The organism is Trinickia sp. LjRoot230 (assembly GCF_964253315.1).
GTDB lineage: Bacteria > Pseudomonadota > Gammaproteobacteria > Burkholderiales > Burkholderiaceae > Trinickia.
Genome location: NZ_CAXUQX020000001.1, coordinates 3,635,354 through 3,654,861, shown reverse-complemented (window position 1 = coordinate 3,654,861; position 19,508 = coordinate 3,635,354). Strand labels below are relative to the sequence as shown.

Genomic DNA, 19,508 nt, shown 5'->3' with positions numbered 1-19,508 from the left:
TTGTGCGGATGCACCATCCAGGCTCTTTTTCCATGTCCGAAGCTTCTTCTCATTCGGTGGTCGTGCTGCGGGGCGCTTCAGCGTCTACCGCGTCGCGCAATCCGGGCGTGCCGTTCGACGCCGCGTGGTTCGATACGCTGCGCGTCAATCCTTCGGCCGTCGAGCGCCGCACGGCGACGCTCGGCACGCGGCGCGCCGTGAAAAAGGACGCGCAGGCGGCGTGGCTGCTCAAGGCCGTGACCTGCATCGACCTCACGACGCTGAGCGGCGACGACACCGAGGGCCGCGTGCGGCGCTTGTGCGCCAAGGCGCGCCGCCCGGTGCGCGACGATATTCTCGAAGCGCTCGGGCTCGCCGGCGAGCGCATCGCGACGGGCGCGGTGTGCGTCTATCATCGGTTCGTCCCGGCAGCGGTGGATGCGCTTGCCGGTAGCGGCGTGCCTGTGGCCGCCGTGTCGACGGGCTTTCCGGCCGGCCTCAGTCCGCATCCGCTCAAGCTCGAAGAGATCGAGGCATCGGTTGCGGCGGGCGCCGCGGAGATCGACATCGTCGTCACGCGCGAGCACGTGCTCACCGGCAACTGGCGCGCGCTGTATGACGAGGTGGCTGACTTTCGCGCAGCCTGTGGCTCCGCGCATATGAAGGCGATCCTTGCCACGGGCGACATCCGCACGCTGTCGAACGTCGCGAAGGCGTCGATGGTCTGCATGATGGCGGGCGCTGACTTCATCAAGACGTCGACCGGCAAGGAGAGCGCGAACGCCACGCTCGACGTCTCGCTCGTCATGGTGCGCATGATTCGAGAATACGGCGAGCGCACGGGCGCCATGATCGGATTCAAGCCGGCAGGAGGCGTTTCGACGGCCAAGTCGGCGCTGGCCTATCAAATTCTGATGAAGGAAGAGCTTGGGCGCGCCTGGCTCGAACCCGCGCTGTTCCGGATTGGCGCGTCGAGCTTGCTTGCCGATATCGAGCGTCAGCTCGAGCACCACGTAAGCGGCCGTTATTCCGCTTTCAACCGTCACCCCACTGCCTGACCGAGCCGAGAAGCGATGAGCGTAGCCGAGTATTTTTCTTCCATGGAATACGGTCCCGCACCCGAGGACGATCAACCCGCGCGTGCCTGGCTCGCCGGGCATGATGCGTCGTTTACCCATTTCATCGGCGGCGCGTGGCATGCGCGTGCGGCCGGCGAGTCGTTCGATGTGATCGCGCCGGCTACCGGCGAGACGCTTGCCCGGGTAGCGCTTGGCGACACCGCCGATGTCGCGGCCGCAGTGGCCGCCGCGCGTGCCGCGCAGCCCGGCTGGTATGCGCTGGGTGGACCGGCGCGTGCGCGCCATCTGTACGCGCTGGCCAGGATGGTCCAGCGTCACAGCCGCCTGTTCGCCGTGCTCGAAGCGCTCGATAACGGCAAGCCGATTCGCGAGACGCGCGATATCGATGTCCCGCTCGTCGCGCGTCACTTTTTGTATCACGCGGGATGGGCGCAACTGCAGCAGAGCGAGTTCGCGCGATGGACGCCGATCGGCGTCATCGGCCAGATCGTGCCGTGGAATTTTCCGCTCTTGATGCTGGCTTGGAAAATCGCGCCGGCCATTGCGCTCGGCAACTGCGTCGTGCTCAAGCCCGCCGAATACACGCCGCTGACGGCGCTGCTGTTCGCCGAACTTGCGAAACAGGCGGGACTGCCCGACGGTGTGCTCAACGTCGTGACGGGTGACGGGCGCACGGGCGCCGCGCTCGTCGATCATCCCGATGTCGACAAAATCGCCTTTACCGGTTCGACCGAAGTCGGTCGCCTCATTCGCGCGGCCACCGCGGGTTCCGGCAAATCGCTCACGCTCGAACTCGGCGGCAAGTCGCCCTTCATCGTGTTCGATGATGCCGATCTCGACGGCGCCGTCGAGGGCGTGGTCGACGCGATCTGGTTCAACCAAGGGCAGGTTTGCTGCGCAGGCTCGCGGCTGCTCGTGCAAGAAGGCGTCGAGGCGCGCTTCATCGACAAGCTCAAGCGGCGCATGGCCACGCTGCGCGTGGGGCAGTCGCTTGATAAGGGCATCGATATGGGGGCCATCGTCGACGCCGTGCAGCTCGCGCGTATCGAGTCGCTCGTCGAGGCGGGCCGGCGTGAGGGCTGCGCCGTGTGGCAGCCGAGTGAAGTGGCGCTGCCGGCGCGCGGCCTCTTTTACCCGCCGACGCTCGTTACCGGCGTCGCGCCGGCCTCGACGCTCGCGCAAGAGGAAATCTTCGGCCCCGTGCTGGCGGCCATGAGCTTTCGCACGTCCGACGAAGCGGTCGCGCTCGCCAACAATTCTCGTTACGGGCTCGCGGCGAGTGTGTGGAGCGAGACGATTGGCCGCGCACTCGACATCGCGCCGCGTCTGGCCTGCGGTGTGGTCTGGATCAACGCGACGAACCTGTTCGATGCCGCGGTGGGCTTCGGCGGGTATCGCGAATCCGGCTATGGGCGCGAGGGCGGCAAAGAGGGCGTCTACGAATACTTGAAGCCGCCCGGCTGGGCCAAGCTGCCATTGCGTACCTCGGGTAACGCAGGCAATGCCGCCCGCGTCGATACGACGCCAACCAACAGCATCGATGGCGCTGATGCAATTGACCGTACCGCAAAGCTCTACATCGGCGGCAAGCAGGTGCGGCCGGACAGCGGCTACGTGCGTGCGGTCCACTCCCCTGACGGCACGTTCGTCGGCGAAGTGGGCGACGGCAACCGCAAGGACATTCGCGACGCGGTGACGGCCGCCCGGCAAGCGGAGAAGTGGTCGCAAATGAGCGCGCATGGCCGTGCCCAAGTGCTTTACTATCTCGCCGAAAACCTCGCAGCGCGCGCCGACGAGTTCGCGCGTCAACTGGCCCGTCGCACGCAGGTTGCGATGCAGGCGGCCACGCGCGAAGTCGATGCCGCCGTCGTGCGATTGTTCAGCTATGCCGGATGGGCCGACAAGTTCGACGGGGCGGTGCACGCACCGCCGCTGCGCGGCGTGGCGCTGGCGATGAACGAGCCGGTGGGCGTCATCGGCATCGCGTGCCCCGACGAGGCGTCGCTGCTCGCTTTCGTCTCGCTCGTGGCCCCGGCACTTGCACTCGGCAACCGCGTGGTGGTTTTGCCGAGCGTGTCGTGTCCGCTGACGGCGACCGACTTTTACCAGGTCGTCGAGACGTCCGACGTGCCGGCTGGCGCGCTCAACATCGTGACCGGCGCGCGCGCCGCGCTGTTGCCGGCGCTGGCCAAGCATGACGATGTCGATGCGCTCTGGTGCTTCGGCAACGCGGAAGATTCGGCGCTGGCCGAGCGAGAGTCGATTGGCAACCTTAAGCGAACCTTTGTCGATTACGGCCGGCAGTTCGACTGGTTCGACGCCGAAACCGAGGGTTTGCCGTTCTTGCGTCAGGCTGTGCAAGTCAAGAACATTTGGATACCGTATGGCGACTGACGCCGGCCGCATCGCCGATATGCGCTGAGCGGCAAGCCCCTGACAACGGAGGAGACAAAACATGCTGAAAAACCTTGATCCGCTTTTGAACGCCGATGTGCTGTACGCGCTGCGCGCGATGGGGCACGGCGATGAAGTCGTTGTTTGCGACGCGAATTTTCCGGCCGACGCCGTGGCGCGCGACACGACGCTCGGTCGGCTGTTGCGCATCGACGGTACGGATTCGGCGCGTGCCGTTCGCGCGATCTTGTCGGTGCTGCCGCTCGATACCTTTGTCGAAACGCCCGCGATGCGCATGGAAGTCGTCGGCGATCCGCAGGCGCTGCCGGCTGTGCAGCGCGAGGCGCAAATGGAAGTCGATGCCGCCGAAGGCCGCGCCGTGCCGTTCGGGCCGATCGAACGCCATGCTTTTTACGCACGTGCGCGCGGGGCCTATTGCGTGATTGCGACGGGCGAGCAGCGCGGCTATGGCTGTTTCGTTTTCAAAAAAGGCGTAATCCTGGCCCCGGACGTTCCCACGGAAGTCCTCGCGGGGGGCGCCCCGAAGGAGCGCTCCTAATGAGCGGGCGTGTCGTCATCCTTGGCATCTATGTGACGGACCTCGCATTCCGCGCTTCACGCATGCCGCTCATCGGTGAGACGATCGCCGGGTCCACGTTCGCGATGGGGCCGGGCGGCAAGGGCTCCAACCAGGCGGTTGCTGCCGCGCGCGCGGGCGGCGACGTGGTCTTCTGCACCCGCCTGGGCAACGACGCGTTCGGCGAGATCGCCCGCGCGACGTGGCAGGCCGAGGGCATTACCGCACGCGCCAGCACGCTCGACGGCGTCGCCACCGGCGCGGCCCACATTTTTGTGGAAGAGGGCACCGGGCATAACGCGATCATCGTCGCAGCCGGCGCTGCAGGCACCATGGACGCGAGCGATGCCGATGCCATCGAAGCCGACATCGCCGCCGCGCAAGTGTTCGTCACGCAACTCGAGCAGCCTGTCGCCGCTGCGCGCCGTGGGCTCGAAATCGCGCGCCGGCACGGCGTCACGACGGTGCTCAATCCCGCGCCGGCGCTTGCGCTCCCGGACGATATCTTCACGCTGTGCGACTACGTCACGCCGAACGAGACCGAAGCGGCTGCGCTCACCGGCATCGAGATTCGCACAGCCGACGACGCACGGCGAGCGGCCGACGTTCTGCTCGACAAAGGCGCGGGTGCTGTCATTGTCACGCTTGGCGAGGCCGGTGCACTGTTGCATTCGCGTACGCAGTCGGTTTGGGTGCCGGCGTTTCGTTGCGGGCCGGTGGTCGAGACGGCCGGCGCCGGCGACGGCTTCACGGGCGGGTTCGCCGCCGCTCTGGCACGCGGCGACGACCCGCTGCAAGCGCTGCGTTTCGGTTGCGCGCTCGCAGGCATTTCGGTGACGCGCCCGGGAACGGCTCCGTCGATGCCGTATCGCGCCGAGGTCGAGGACGTGCTCGCAGCAGCGGCATCAACGGCACCAACGGCGGCGACGCGCTGATCCTGCGCGCCCTGCGAAAAGAAGGAGTCGATCGCAACATGAAGCCATCGTTCAATCTGCATGCGTATTTCGCGGACCGGCAGCTCAATTTTCTGCTGAGTGTGAATGTGCTCGTCGTACTCGTTGCCGTCTGGTTTTCACGCGGCCAGTTCGTGGGCATCGACAACTTGCAGTCGATGGGCTCGCAGCTGCCCGAGATCGGCCTGCTGGCATTCGGCATCATGTTGTCGATGCTCTCGGGCAACGGTGGCATCGACCTATCGGGCGTCGGGCTCGCGAACCTGTCGGGCATGGTGGCGGCGCTGATCGTGCCGCGCTTCGTCAATGGCGACGAAGCACCGGTACTCTACACGTCGCTCTTTTGCGTGATCGTGGCCTGCATGGGGCTTGCGGGCGGTTTTCTGAACGGCATCGTGATTGCGCGCGTGCGGCTAACGCCGATTCTTTGTACGCTGGGCACGCAATTGGTCTTCACGGGTTTGGCCGTGGCGCTCAGCAACGGTGCGTCGGTGCACGTCGACTACATCGAGCCGCTTTCCGATATCGGCAACGGCACGTTCTTTCAAGTGCCCGTCTCGTTTTGCATCTTCCTCGCGGCCGCGCTGGTGCTCGGATGGCTGCTCAAGCGCACGCCGTTCGGCCTGCGTCTTTTTCTGATGGGCACCAATCAGCGCGCCGCGTTTTATGCAGGCGTGCCGAATGCGCGCATGCTTGTCGGCACTTACACGCTGTGCGGCTTGCTCGCGTCCCTTGCCGGCCTTGTCAGCGTGACGCACACGATGAGCGCGAAATGGGATTACGGCAATTCCTATCTGCTGATCGCGATTCTGATTGCGGTGATGGGCGGCGTGAACCCGGCAGGCGGCTACGGGCGTGTAATCTGTGTCTTCTTCGCGGCGACGGTGCTGCAGTTTCTGTCGAGCCTTTTCAATCTGATGAACGTGTCGCAGTTTTTTGGCGACTGCACGTGGGGTTTTCTGCTGCTGCTTTCGCTTGCCTTTGCGGGCGGCGAACGCGTGCGCGCGATCTTCGGCTTCGTGGCGCCCGGGGGCGCTAGGCCGAAGGGCACAATCAAAACCTGAGCGGTTTTTGAATAGAGCATCGAGTATCGGGTATCGAGCAATCGGCGGACACCATGGCCTCGGGCGTTCGCCGTGTAACAAGGGGCATCAAGCGAACAAGACAGGAGACATAAAGCATGAAACTGACTCGATTGAGCCTCGCGCTCACCGCTTGCGCACTCAGCGCAGGCATCGCTGTTACAGCGTATGCGGCGGCGAATGAAACGATTGTCACGGTCGTCAAGGTGACCGGCATCAGTTGGTTCAACCGCATGGACGAAGGCGTAAAAGATTTCGCGAAGCAAACCGGGGTGAACGCGTACCAGACGGGTCCCGGCCGCGCTGACGCAGCCCAGCAGGCGAAAATCATCGAGGACTTGATTGCGAAGAAGGTCAGTGCGTTGGCCGTGGTGCCTTACGATCCGCCGACGCTCGAGCCCGTGCTGAAAAAGGCGATGGACCGCGGCATCAAGGTCGTCACGCACGAGGCTGACAACGCGAAGAACACGATGGTCGATCTCGAAGCGTTCGACAATTCGGCATACGGCGCCGCGCTCAACGAGCGGCTGGCCAGTTGCATGAAGGACGAGGGCAAATGGGCGACGCTCGTCGGTTCGCTCGGCAGCCGCTCGCAGGTGCAATGGGCCGAAGGGGGCATTTCGAACGCGAAGGCGAAGTATCCGAAGATGGACCTCGTCGAGCACAATCTCGAAACCAACAACGATGGCACGCGTGCCTATGAGGTCGCGAAAGAAGTGCTGCGCAAGCATCCCGATCTGAAGGGCTTCCAAGGATCGTCTTCGCTCGACGTGCTCGGCATCGGCCGCGCGGTGGAAGAGGCCGGGCTGCAAGGCAAGATCTGCGTGTTCGGCACGGGCTTGCCGGGCGAAGCGGGCAAGTATCTCGAGAGCGGCGCGATCAACGGCATTGCATTTTGGGACCCGAAGCTCGCCGGCGAGGCGATGAACAAGATCGCGCAAATGTTGATCGATAACAAGACGGTGAAGACGGGCGACAACCTCGGCTTGCCGGGCTACGAGAACGTGACCGTCAGCAAGGGGCCGGGCAAGGGCATCATCGTGCGCGGCAAGGGCTGGGTCAGCGTCGACAAGTCGAACTACAAGCAGTACAACTTCTGATCGGTGAGCCAACCACGCGCGCCCGGCAGCAGCCAAGCATGAACAATGAAAAGCCGGGCGCGCATCTGCAGTTTTTTATTGCGAGCGGAACGTCACGATGAATCAGAATCGGGCCAGTGAGCCGTTGTTGCAGATTATCGACGTGCATAAACGTTTCACCGGCGTTTATGCACTGCGCGGCGTGACGCTTTCGTTTGCGCGCGGACAAATCTATCACTTGCTCGGCGAGAACGGCTGCGGCAAAAGCACGCTGATCAAAATCATCTCGGGTGCGCAGCCGCCCGACGAGGGCGAGCTCGTCATCGAAGGCGCGCGCTATGCGCAGCTTTCGCCGCTGCAAGCGCTTGCGGCGGGTATCGAAACCGTCTATCAGGACCTCTCGCTGCTGCCGAATATGAGCGTCGTCGAAAACGTCGCGTTGACGGCCGAGCTTGCCGAGCACGGCGGGCGGCTTGCCCGCACGCTCGATCGCCGCGCGTTGGCCGAGCGTGCCGCGCGCGCGCTCGCGGCAGTCGGCTTGGCCGGGGACGACGAATTCCTGTCGACGCTGATCGAACAACTGCCGCTCGCGACACGCCAACTCGTGGCGATCGCGCGGGCCATTGCGAGCGAGGCGAAGTTCGTCATCATGGACGAGCCCACGACGTCGCTCACGCAAAAGGAAGTCGCGAATCTGATCGACGTGCTCAGCGCATTGCGCGCGCAAGGCGTGACCGTGCTGTTCGTGAGCCACAAGCTCGACGAATGTTATGCGATCGGCGGCGAAGTCATCGTGCTGCGCGACGGGCAGAAAGTCGCGCAAGGGCCGATCGCCGACTATACGAAGGCGCAGTTGAGTGAGTTGATGACCGGGCGGCAACTGTCGCAGGAGCGTTATCGCGCGGTGTCCACGAACGAAGGCGTCGTACTGTCGGTGCGCGGTTTGACCCGGCGCGGGCAGTTTCAGGACATCTCGTTCTCGCTCAATCGCGGCGAAATTCTCGGTGTGACGGGGCTGCTCGATTCCGGCCGTAACGAATTGGCGCGCGCGCTTGCCGGCGTGAGTCCGGCCGATGCGGGCACGATCACGCTCGAGGGTGTCACGGTGACGCTCGCAACACCTGCGCACGCGAAGCAGCATCGGATCGGCTACGTGCCCGAAGATCGCTTGAGCGAAGGGTTGTTTCTCGACAAGTCGATTCGCGAGAACGTGATCACGGCGATGATCTCGAGCTTGCGCGACCGCTTCGGGCAGATCGACCGCAAGCGTTCCCGGGCGCTTGCCGAGCATACGGTGAAGGAGTTGCAGATCGCAACCCCCGACATCGACAAGCCGGTGCAGTCGCTCTCGGGCGGCAACCAGCAGCGCGTGCTGATCGGCCGCTGGCTCGCGATCGATCCGCACGTGTTGATCCTGCACGGCCCGACCGTCGGTGTCGATGTGGGATCGAAGGACATCATCTACCGCATCATGCAGCGGCTCTCGCAGCGCGGCATCGGTATCTTGCTGATCAGTGACGATCTGCCCGAGCTGCTGCAGAACTGCGATCGTATTCTGATGATGAAAAAAGGCCGTCTGGCAGGCGAGTATCGCGCCGACGGGCTGACCGAAGCTGCCTTGTATCGGGCGCTGCTGTCCGAAGCGGCATAGACCAAGACTTGAGCGCTGCCCACCATGAATCAAACGATGAGCACTCCTAACAAAATGGCTGTCGCGAGCGAGCGGCGCCCGATGAATTTGCGATCGAGACTCGCGCGCCATCCCGAGTGGTTCACAGCCGCGCTGATCGTGCTCACCTGTATCGTCGTGGCGATAATGAACCCGCGCTTTTTGCAGTGGGCGACAGTCTTCGACATGCTGCATTCGGCCACGACGACATCGTTATTCGCGCTCGGCACGCTCGTCGTGCTGGCCGCGGGCGGCATCGACGTCTCGTTCACTGCGATCGGCGCGCTGACGATGTACTCGATCACCAAGGCGGTATTTGCCTGGTGGCCCGACGCGCCGTTTGCGTTGATTCTGCTCACCGGGGCGGTAGGCGGTGTGTTGCTTGGGCTCATCAACGGCGTGCTCGTGTATCGCTTGAAAGCGCCGTCGCTGATCGTGACGATCGGTACGCAATATCTTTACCGCGGGCTGCTGCTGACGTTCGTCGGCACAACGTTCTTCATGAACATTCCGTACAGCATGGACCGCTTCGGCCGTATTCCGCTGATTGCCTATCGGACGGCCGATGGCCTGCATGCGGTGTTGCCGGTGTCGGTAATCGCGCTCGTTGCGGCTGCGCTCGTCACATGGTGGCTGCTGAACCGCACGATGATGGGCCGGGCCGTCTATGCGATGGGCGGCAGTCTTGCCATCGCCGAGCGGCTGGGCTACAACCTGCGCGCGGTGCATCTGTTCGTGTTCGGCTATACCGGGCTGCTTGCCGGGTTGGCGGGCATCTTGCACGTATCGAACAGCCGGATCGCGAACCCGTTCGATCTCGTGGGCTCGGAGCTCGACGTGATCGCCGCCGTGATTCTCGGCGGCGCGCGCATTACCGGCGGCAGCGGGACCGTCGTAGGCACGCTGCTGGGTGTCGTACTCGTGACGCTGATCAATAACGTGCTGATTCTCGTTGGCGTGCCGAGCACGTGGCAGAAGGTCATCATTGGTGCGTTCATTCTGATCGCCGGCACGCTGTTCGTCCTGCGTGGGCGCAACAACTAGCCACTACGCCTCGCGCTTGCGCAGCGTTTGACCTTGTTCGGTGATGATCGAATCGAAGTCGTCGAGCTGCGAAAACCGCACGGCTTTCACCATGCCGAACTTGCTCGAATCGGCGACGAGGTGCCGCTCGACGGCGCTGGCCATCGCGGCTTGCTTGAGCGCCACTTCATGAAAATTCCAGCAGGTGACGCCGCGTGCCGCGTCGATCCCGCCTGCCGATATGAACGCCTTGTTGATCCCCATGCGACGCAGCATCTCGAGGCTTTCATCGCCGGTGAACGAGTCCGACGACGGGACGTAGACGCCGCCTAGCAAGATCATTCGAACATTCGACATGTGCCGCAGGATTTCGGCGATGTTCAGCGAGTAGCACACCACCGTCACCTGCATCGTGGCCGGAATCAGTTTGGCGAGCGTGGTCAGCGTGGTGCCGCAGTCGATGAAGATCGTTTCGTGATCGGCGACAAGTTGCGCAGCGCGCGCCGAAGCTTGCGCCTTCGCTTGGGCGAAGTGGTCTTTTTCGGCGTCGAGCGAGTACCCGGCCGCGTTCGGAACCTGCACGGCGCTTACGATATAGCCGCCCAAATACGTGAAGCGATCGGGCTGCGCGGCGATATCGCGGCGCACCGTCATTTCGGAGACGCCGAGCAGCGCGGCCGCATCGCGCAGGCGCATGACGTTGTGCTTGGCGAGCGCGTCGGCCAACGAGCGCAAGCGTTCAGTCTTCAGCATGGAAACCCGGTCGAGGTCCGCCGCCTCGCCGCGCGCAAGCGGCGCCGAAACGGTGCGGCGTTATATTCGTATCGTAATCGTGCGCAGATTATAACAAGCGCGACCGCGTGTGCCGATGCCGAGGATGAGGTTTTTTTTAAAGGGCGTGGCCGCCCGGCAGGCTCGCCGGACGGCCGATGCGAGAGCTGATGTAGGAACTAGCGGGAAGGCTCAGGGCACCGCGACGACATCGGTTCTATTCGCCGTCGTTGTGTTTGTCTTCACAAAGAACGGCAGGAATGACGTTCCGCGCACGTCGAGGCCGTCGTAATCGCCGAGGAAGAACCCTTCGGCTACCGGCGCGAGCTTCAAGTCGAACGATCCGGCCAGATGCACCTCGTTGCCGAAGCTTGCGCCCCCATTCGTGGACGTCGTCTGCCAATAGTCGGTGGGCAGCGTCGTCGTATTGCCGGCAGCCAGATTGCGCAGGTCGTAATAGGTCACGGCGACGGTGCCCGCCGTGTTCACACGCACCATCGGGTTGAACGCGACGCGGCCGCTCGGCGTGTTGACGCGCGTCGGTGCGCTCCAGGTATTGCCGCCGTCGCTTGAACTCGATAGCGCGACTTCGTCGTATTGCCCGCCGTTAAACCGCGCGTCTTGCCAGACGACGTAAAGCCGACCCGTGGCCGGGTCGATTGCCGGCTCCGGAATGATGTCGCCGGTGCGTATCGGCTCGTTCGTGTTGGGGTCGACCACATCGACCGTGTTCAGATCGGCGATGATTTGCGGCTTGCTCCAGGTCGCGCCGTCGTCGGTCGATTTGATGAACGCCACGTGACTCTCGCTGGTGTTTGCAGGCGGCCGGATCAAATTGAAGAAGTCGTAGAGCGTGCCGTTGCGCGGATCGACGATGATCTGATTGCCGATGGTCTGCTGCTGCGACGGCACCTTCACGATCTCGGCAGGCGAACTCCAGGTCACACCGCCGTCGACAGTCTTCGAAAAGAGCGTTGGGCCGCGGTAGGCCCTCGCATGAAGGTTCGCGTAAGGATTGGCGTTAGGCAGCTCGAGCCGGTCCCATACCGCGTAGGCCACGCCGGCCTTCACGGGGTTGGCCGTCACGGACTCCTTATCGTTGAAGAACTGCAGCGACGGTTCGTTATCGGCAATCAGCACGCTCAGGTTGCCCCACGTTTGCCCACCGTCTTTCGATACGGCGGCCGCCACCGCATTATTGTTGTTCGACTGGTTGAACGAGATCGACACGGTGTAAGCGGTGCCGTCCGGCCCGATCGACACCCATGGGTCCGACGCGCGCTCGTAGCCGAGCCCGCCCGCGCAAGCTGTGAACGGCAAGTTCGTTTGCTTCCAGCTCTGACCGCCGTCGAACGAATAACCGGCGACCAGTCCGTGCGCGCCGCCGTTCGACCAGCGGTCCTGCTGCCATGCACCGATCACGTTCGACGGATTAGCGGGATTCACCGCTACCCACGGTTCGACTTCGGCGTTGACGTAATTAATCCCGGGCCCGCCGATCGTGCAAGATGCGAACGGACTGGGGCCCGAAACGACGACGGGCGCGGCGCTCGCGGCGGTACTGGCGAAAAGCAACGCCGCGGCCGAGGCGACAGCGAACGACGAACGAGGCTTGCAATTGAGTCGCATGGAAGACTCCTCCTCTCGATGCGGCTCGCAACAGCCAGCCAGCCGGTAGATACCCGGCGGCAAAAACGCCCGACGCGGCGAGCCCTGCACGCCGCTCGTCCGAATCCGGTCCCGACTCGTTGGGACAGTTCCACCAGCTCAGACGATCGTATCCCCGGCGTGCTTTCGCTTTTGCTTTCGCGTCATTATCGTTTTCGCTCGCCAAACACACTGCCGCTTCGACTGTCGCGGGGCCGCGGACGCTGGGAACCGCCAGCGCGTCGGACATCACTTAATGAACCCCCTTACTGCCACCAGCACGAACGAAATGCACTTTAGGTAACGTCAGCGAGGTGTGGATGAAATTATTTGTAACAGATTCGCGTTCCGTAGTCGGCCATTGGTTTCGGCCATCGGGACTGCGCTATTTTCACCAGACGTCCGCTAGCGAGCGCGACAGGGTCGATTCTCGGCTCGCTGCCAAGCGCCCACATGCCCGGCTTCGCGCCGATGGTTCGGCGCTTACACATTGCTTGCGCCCGGCGATTTGTTCGGGCGGCCGGTTCGATTGGATCGCGCGCCATCATGCGGCGTAACCATCGGCGTCATTGCGCTGCGGCATTCTCTCGTTCGCGGCGTCGATGAGCGCATGTGTTTGTCGACATAGCATCGGGCCATTCCACTTATGAGAGAGAAGCCGATGTTTGTCCCTTTAACCACGTCTCTCGTCTCGACGGCGCGTGCAAACTCCGAACAAAGGCTCGGGCGGCTAGCAGCCGATGCCAGGGCAGCCGGAGCGCGCACGCCAGGCGCTCTTTTAAGCGCACTTCCCGAGAGAAGCGCGCGGCGTCGCGCAGATCCATCGGCGCTTTCCGATCGACCGGACCCGGCGTCTGGCACGCATGGACGTATCAAGGTCGTTTCGGCGTGGCCGGCCGGCAAGGTCGGTGACGGCAGTCAGAGCACCGCGATCGCCGACGCGGCAAAACGAGCCCTGACTCAAGCAAGACTGGCCGACCCGGAAAAAATCGAAATTGAAAAGTTGGAAATCGAGGGCGAATCGTCAGCGGACAAAATCAAGCAGTTGGAGGCGGCGTGCCGGACATGGCTCGAGCGGTTGCGCGACGGGGCATACGAGCGAGTCGTATTCGTACTGTCTGGGTCGGGCGACGGTTTGGCGCCTGCGCTTGGCAACATGCCGAGCGAGCCCGGCTTCACGACCGTATTCAGCGGCCATCAATTATCCACTGACCTTGGCACTGCGCAGCGGCTGCCGGCGCTCACGGCGCTCCCCGAATCGGGGGTGACCGCAGCCGAGCAACGTGCGCTCGGTCGCAAGACGAAACTTGTGTTGGTGTCCGGCGTCGCTCATAGCCTCACCGACGATGAAATCGCACGCCATGTTACGGAGTATCAGGCGCGTGGATACAAGCCGCTCCCGAAGATCGATGCCGACACGGTGGCCGTGATACTCGGCGGCGATGCGCCCGACGAAGTTGGGCGCAACCAGTTTTTCTCGGAATCCGATGCGCGCCGCCTGGCGCGATCCATCGCGGCATTCGAATGCACCGGACGCCGCTCGTGCCTGTTCGTTGTCACGAATGGCCCGAGAACCGGGAAGTTCGATCAACACGGTGTGGAGCGTTCGCCCAATCCGCATCGCACCGGAGAAGTCGATAGCGTGACGCAGGCTTTCGTCGACGAGCTCGGCCAAGAACAGGGCGCCAAGGTCGAGCTCTTCGATTTCCAGTTCGGCCGCCTTCCGAGCGCCTACGCGCCGATGATCAACGCGTTCAGAACAGCGGGCCCGAATGCGGGGCACGTGCACGTGCCGGGCGAATCGATGTCGATGGTCACCGAGGTGACCTCTGTGCTGCCGCGATTCGCTGTCATCGACGAAGTAAGTTCGATGAGCACGGCGCACCGTCGACACGTCAGCGCGGTTGTCGACACCACGGGCGTGCCGTTGCTCAGGATGGACGGCAGTGTGTTGCGCAGCCCGCTTTCGGCGACTGCGACCCAACCTCAGGTTCCCGCCGCCGAGCAGGTCGCCGATGCGCTCGTCGCGCATCTGATCGAGCAAGCGCGGGAGGCGCGTTAGCGGGCCGCGCGGGTTCTCGATTTCTCCCGCTTCACGCGGGCGTCACTTCGGCAATGCCGGAATCATCCATGTCAGCACATGTTGCTGCAGGAACACGAGCACGCCGAGCAACAGCGTGAGGAACACGCTGTGCCAGAACGTGCGCGCGAAGACTACGCCTTCCTGCCCCTTGAGATCGGTCGTCGACACACCTGTCGCGATGTTTTGCGGCGAAATCATTTTGCCCATGACACCGCCCGACGAGTTCGTTGCCGCCATCAGCACCGGATCGAGGCCGAGTTGACGGGCGGCGACGACCTGCAGGTTGCCAAAGAGCGCGTTGCCTGATGTATCGCTGCCCGACAGGAATACGGCGATCCAACCGAGCGTGGCCGAGACCAGCGGGAACAACACGCCCGTCGATGCGACGCCCGTGCCGAGCGTGTAGCTGATACCGGAATAATTGAGCAAGTAGGCGAGGCCGACGATCATCATCACCGTCGCGATGGCGATGCGTGTTTGACGCCACGTATCGACGATGCAGGCGAAGAACGCGCCGATGGAAAGCCGCGTCCAGATGGCGGTCACGACGGCTGACAGCAGGATCGCGGTACCGGTGCCGAGCGGCTGAAAGTCCCAGATCGCGGCATACGGCTTGTGATAAAGCGTCATATAAACCGCGTTATGCAGGCCGGGCCATTTGATCTTGACGTCACCGGTCATGGCGATGTTCGCGTGCACCCAGAAGATGACGACGACCGACACGACGAGCCACGGCATCCAGCCGCCCCAGCCCACCTTGCCTTGACCCGACAGCGCAGCGTTCGCACCGGTGCGCGTAATGGCGAACTGCGGATCGGGCGCGGGTTTCCAGACCTTCAGAAAGGCAATCGTCACGGCCAGCGACGACAATGACGAGAACACATCGGTGAGTTGGTAGCCGAGATAGTTGGACGTGACGAACTGTGCGATGGCGAAGCTGCCGCCGGAAACCAGCAGGGCGGGCCACAGCTTGCCGATCGAACGCCAGCCGCCATACATGCCGACGACATAAAACGGCAGCAATAACGCGAAGAACGGCAACTGCCGCCCGACCATCGCGCCGAGTGTCTCCGGGTGCAATCCCGTGACGGCGCCGAGCACGGTAATGGGCACGCCGAGCGCGCCGAATGCCACGGGGGCCGTATTGAAGATCAGCGTGAATGTGAGTGCTTCGATCGCTGGAAAGCCAAGCGCGATCAGAAGCGCGCTCGTGATAGCAACGGGGGTGCCGAAGCCCGAGATGCCTTCGAGCAGGCAGCCGAATGAGAACGCGACGACCAGCAGCACGAGCCGCCGATCGTCGGGCAGATGATCCAGCATCCATTGTCGGAACTGATCGAAGCGGCCCGATTTGAGCGCGATGTTATAGAGCAGCAGCGCGTTGAAGACGATCCACATGACCGGGAACACGGCGAGCGCCATGCCGGCGCCGACTGCGTCGAAGGCCAGCGGTGCCGGCATGCCCCATACGCCGATGGCAATGGCGATGCCCGCGAGGAGCCCGGCGAGCGAGGCTTGCCACGCGGGGCGTCGCAAGATGCCGAGCATGACGAGCGCGACGGCGATAGGCACGACGGCAACCAGGAAGGACAGCAAGAGCGAATTTCCGACCGGCGTCAGCGGCTGGGCGAACACGGTTCCAGACGGTAGGGCCATGCTTGGATTCATTTTTTTTTGTCTCCTCAGTGGGCTTTTACTTTTTTAAAACGAACGTTTGTCTGCTAGGTTGAACGCTGTGCCTCCTTGAACTCGAGCCGGAAGCGGTGCAACAGCGGCTCGGTATACCCATTTGGCTGCTCGCGGCCGTTAAACGCCAGCGCGCATGCAGCACGAAATGCAAACGACGCTGAATAGTCCGGCGCCATCGGGCGATAGTTCGGATCGCCCGCATTTTGTTGATCGACCACGACGGCCATACGCCGGAACGTCTCGTCGACGAACGCTTGTGTGAGCACACGGTGATGAAGCCAATTCGCGATGTGCTGGCTCGAGATACGCAGCGTCGCGCGGTCTTCCATCAGACCGACGTTGTGAATATCGGGCACCTTCGAGCAGCCCACACCTTGGTCGATCCAGCGCACCACATAACCGAGAATGCCTTGCGCGTTATTTTCGACTTCATTACGAATGTCGTCATTGGACCAGCGGGCTTTATCTTCCGCGCTGACGACCGGCACCGTCAACAGCCCGCCGAGCAGTGCGTCGCGTTCGCTCGCGTAGTCGACGTCTTGCTCGAGCGATTGCTGAACGGCTTGCACATCGACTTCATGATAGTGCAACGCATGCAGCGTCGCGGCACTGGGCGAGGGCACCCAGGCGGTGTTGGCACCAGCGCGCAATTGTGCGGCTTTTTGCTCGAGCATCGCATGCATCAGATCGGGCATCGCCCACATGCCTTTGCCGATCTGTGCCCGGCCGCGCAGCCCGCACGCAATACCGACCAGCACGTTGTGCCGCTCGTAGGCACTGATCCACGCCGAGTGCTTCATATCGCCTTTGCGCAGCATCGGGCCGGCTTCCATCGACGAATGGATCTCGTCGCCGGTGCGGTCGAGAAAGCCCGTGTTGATGAACGCCACGCGGCCGCGCGCCGCCGCGATGCAGGCCGCAAGGTTCATGCTGGTGCGGCGTTCCTCGTCCATGATGCCCATCTTGATCGTGTGACGTGGCAAGGCAAAGAGATCCTCCACGCGCTCGAAGAGCGTATTGGCGAACGCAACTTCGGCGGGCCCATGCATCTTTGGCTTGACGATGTAGATCGAGCCCGTGCGCGAGTTCAATTTGCGATTGCGGTCGTGCAGCGCGCACAGCGTCGTTACCACCGCGTCGAGTATGCCTTCGGGAATCTCGTTTCCGTCGCGATCGAGCACCGCACTGTTCGTCATCAGATGGCCGACATTGCGCACGAACAGCAGCGAGCGGCCGTGCAGCGTCAGCGTTGCGCCGTCGGGCGCGCGATAGCGGCGATCGTCGTTCAGACGGCGTACGAAGGTCGAGCCGCCCTTTGCGACGGTTTCGGTCAACGTGCCTTGCATCAGGCCCAGCCAGTTGCGATACAGCAGGACCTTGTCTTCGGCGTCGACGGCAGCGACCGAGTCTTCGCAGTCGATGATCGTCGTGACGGCCGCTTCGAGCAGTACGTCTTTTACGTGGGCGACATCGGTGCGGCCGATAGGCGCATTCGCGTCGATCTGAATTTCGATATGCAGCCCGTTGTGCTTGATCAGGATGGCCGCGGGTGCGTCGGGCTCGCCTTGGAAGCCGGCGAATTGCGCCGGCGCGGCCAGTCCGGTTTCGCCGTTCGCCGTCTCGACACGCAATTGACCGCCGTGCACTGCGTAGCGTGTCGCGTCGCGGTGCGAGCCGCTCGCGAGCGGCGCCACGTGATCGAGGAACGCTCGCGCGTAATCGATCACGCGCGCGCCGCGCACCGGGTCATAGCCGCCGCCGGGTGAGGCGCCGTCGGCGTTGCCTGCGCTTTTGCCTGCGCCGTCTTCGTCGACGGGCAGCGCGTCGGTGCCGTAAAGCGCGTCATAGAGGCTGCCCCAGCGCGCATTGGCGGCGTTGAGCGCATAACGGGCATTGGACAGCGGCACGACGAGTTGCGGGCCCGCTTGTTCGGATATTTCCTGATCGACGTCGCGCGTTGTGATTTGAAAGCGAGCGGGCGGCGGCACCAGGTAGCCGATTTGCTCGAGAAACGCGCGATAAGCGGCGAGATCGCGCACTGGGCCCGGGTGCGCGCGATGCCATTCGTCAAGCGCGGCTTGCAGCCGATCGCGCTCGGCCAGCAACGCCCGGTTTTGGGGGGCCAGGTCGTGCACGAGTGCGGAAAAGCCATGCCAGAAGGTCGCTGCATCGATGCCGGTGCCGGGCATCGCTTCGTCTTCGATGAAACGGCTAAGCGCTGCGGCAACGCGCAGCCCGTGGTGGTCGGTCAGATTATTCATGATGGGTTGGCGGCGATTCGCTTTTCGTTGAGGGGGGCTCAGGTGGCTTTCGTGGCGCTCATGACGCGGACGCGACGCGTGCGGCGCCGGCTTTGGCGACGAGCGCATCCTGCTCGGATTTCACGCCCGATACGCCGAGCGCGCCCACACACTGGCCGTTGGCGACAACGGGCACACCGCCTTCGAGCGTAGCGGTGAGCGGCGCGCTGAGAAACGCGACGCGTCCGCCGTTGATCATATCCTCATAAGCTTTCGATTCGCGCCGCCCGAGTGCCGCGGTGCGCGCTTTTTCGATCGCGAGATAGGCGCTGCCGGGCGATGCGCCGTCAAGCCGGACAAAGCCGAGCGGATGGCCGCCGTCGTCAACAAGCGCAATGCTGACCGCCCAGCCGTGGCGTTGAGCCTCATTGCGCGCGGCAGCGAGGATGTCGTCGATTTCGGCCAGGCCGAGTACCGGTTTCATGTTCATGATCGTTTTCTCTCTGTCTGTATGGTTGGTGCCAAACGGGCGAAGAACACACCGTGTGTGGACAATGTATCGCGATTAGGGCCGACAAGAGGACAACGCGTGAGTACGACGATCTGCGCGCAGAAAATGCGCCAGCTTCAAATCGAGTGCAGGGCGACAAGAAGCCGAGCGGCATTGCGGCTCGTATGCCCCAGTTCGTACAGAAGAAGGGCCTTGAGATTTTCGGCTCAGGATCGATGGGCCACCCATGCCCGCATTGCTTTATAGAGCAATGCCACCGAGGATGGGTCAATTCGTTTCTGATAAGACGCCGCCTTCATCGAGCGACTTTTATATGCACGCAGGTGTCAAACCCGACGAACAAAGGCCGCTTCCACCGTTTCCGGCTTCAGCGGCCTGAACCACTTGCACAATCCAACTTGCAACTACGACTACACCCCTGTTGCCGGCGGCTGCGGGCGTGCATGGCGATCGCCCTAGCCGCTCTCTGTCCGACGACTTATGACTCATGCATACTGCCAACTTCGCAAAACTACTTCGTACTACTAACGACTTGTAACTGGTATCCACTGCGTACTGCATGCTGCTTACTGCGACCTGCATGAAACGTGCTGCGCGCTGCGTACTGCGACTGCGACTGCGTCAAGTCAAACAACTGCTTGCTTCGAGTACAACTCACCAGCCTTCAGGTACTGTCAAAACGGCCACACGAGGGGAGCGTGTGGATGGAGCCAATGTCTCGCTCCATGGAAA

At 63.1% G+C, this 19,508-nt stretch carries 14 protein-coding genes; 9 read left to right on the top strand and 5 right to left on the bottom strand.

All coding sequences use genetic code 11. The features are described from left to right. Positions 1–32 precede the first annotated feature (32 nt). The 8 genes from deoC to ACSQ20_RS16660 all read left to right on the top strand — a co-directional run bounded on the left by deoC (position 33) and on the right by ACSQ20_RS16660 (position 9,856). The gene (deoC, locus tag ACSQ20_RS16695) at positions 33–1,037 is read left to right on the top strand and encodes a deoxyribose-phosphate aldolase (protein WP_436021854.1); all 1,005 of its coding nucleotides are present in this window, start codon (positions 33–35) and stop codon (positions 1,035–1,037) included. A 15-nt stretch (positions 1,038–1,052) separates the two neighbouring features. Then, positions 1,053–3,452 (top strand): aldehyde dehydrogenase family protein, encoded by a 2,400-nt coding sequence (locus tag ACSQ20_RS16690; protein WP_436021852.1) that lies wholly within the window; start codon positions 1,053–1,055, stop codon positions 3,450–3,452. Between the two features lie 61 nt (positions 3,453–3,513). Continuing rightward, positions 3,514–4,011: an RbsD/FucU family protein gene (locus ACSQ20_RS16685; protein ID WP_436021850.1), complete on the top strand. Its 498-nt coding sequence runs from the start codon at positions 3,514–3,516 to the stop codon at positions 4,009–4,011. Beyond that, the gene (rbsK, locus tag ACSQ20_RS16680) at positions 4,011–4,964 is read left to right on the top strand and encodes a ribokinase (RefSeq protein WP_436021848.1); all 954 of its coding nucleotides are present in this window, start codon (positions 4,011–4,013) and stop codon (positions 4,962–4,964) included. Before ACSQ20_RS16685 ends, rbsK begins: the two co-directional genes overlap by 1 nt. Positions 4,965–5,002: 38 nt before the next feature. Beyond that, the gene (locus tag ACSQ20_RS16675) at positions 5,003–6,046 is read left to right on the top strand and encodes an ABC transporter permease (protein WP_436021846.1); all 1,044 of its coding nucleotides are present in this window, start codon (positions 5,003–5,005) and stop codon (positions 6,044–6,046) included. A gap of 116 nt (positions 6,047–6,162) precedes the next feature. After that, positions 6,163–7,164 (top strand): autoinducer 2 ABC transporter substrate-binding protein, encoded by a 1,002-nt coding sequence (locus tag ACSQ20_RS16670; protein WP_436021844.1) that lies wholly within the window; start codon positions 6,163–6,165, stop codon positions 7,162–7,164. A 97-nt stretch (positions 7,165–7,261) separates the two neighbouring features. Next, entirely contained in the window at positions 7,262–8,794 is a 1,533-nt protein-coding gene (locus ACSQ20_RS16665; RefSeq protein ID WP_436021842.1) for a sugar ABC transporter ATP-binding protein, read from the top strand. Positions 8,795–8,818: 24 nt separating this feature from the next. After that, a complete protein-coding gene (locus ACSQ20_RS16660; protein ID WP_436021840.1) occupies positions 8,819–9,856 on the top strand; it encodes an ABC transporter permease in 1,038 nt (345 codons plus the stop codon). Between the two features lie 3 nt (positions 9,857–9,859). On the opposite strand, the gene ACSQ20_RS16655 is transcribed toward ACSQ20_RS16660, so the two are convergent. Continuing rightward, a complete protein-coding gene (locus tag ACSQ20_RS16655) occupies positions 9,860–10,588 on the bottom strand; it encodes a DeoR/GlpR family DNA-binding transcription regulator (protein WP_436021838.1) in 729 nt (242 codons plus the stop codon). A gap of 210 nt (positions 10,589–10,798) precedes the next feature. Next, entirely contained in the window at positions 10,799–12,235 is a 1,437-nt protein-coding gene (locus tag ACSQ20_RS16650) for a sialidase family protein (protein ID WP_436021836.1), read from the bottom strand. 679 nt (positions 12,236–12,914) lie between these two features. Between ACSQ20_RS16650 and ACSQ20_RS16645 the strand changes: the two genes are divergently transcribed. After that, positions 12,915–14,315, top strand: a complete 1,401-nt coding sequence (locus ACSQ20_RS16645; RefSeq protein ID WP_436021834.1) for a hypothetical protein — start codon at positions 12,915–12,917, stop codon at positions 14,313–14,315. 42 nt (positions 14,316–14,357) lie between these two features. Here the strand turns inward: ACSQ20_RS16645 and ACSQ20_RS16640 are convergent, their stop codons facing one another. The 3 genes from ACSQ20_RS16640 to ACSQ20_RS16630 all read right to left on the bottom strand — a co-directional run bounded on the left by ACSQ20_RS16640 (position 14,358) and on the right by ACSQ20_RS16630 (position 18,755). Continuing rightward, entirely contained in the window at positions 14,358–16,004 is a 1,647-nt protein-coding gene (locus ACSQ20_RS16640) for an L-lactate permease (RefSeq protein WP_436021832.1), read from the bottom strand. A 53-nt stretch (positions 16,005–16,057) separates the two neighbouring features. Beyond that, entirely contained in the window at positions 16,058–18,277 is a 2,220-nt protein-coding gene (locus tag ACSQ20_RS16635) for a malate synthase G (RefSeq protein WP_436023184.1), read from the bottom strand. 67 nt (positions 18,278–18,344) lie between these two features. Continuing rightward, positions 18,345–18,755: a GlcG/HbpS family heme-binding protein gene (locus ACSQ20_RS16630; protein WP_436021830.1), complete on the bottom strand. Its 411-nt coding sequence runs from the start codon at positions 18,753–18,755 to the stop codon at positions 18,345–18,347. Between the last annotated feature and the right edge of the window lie 753 nt (positions 18,756–19,508).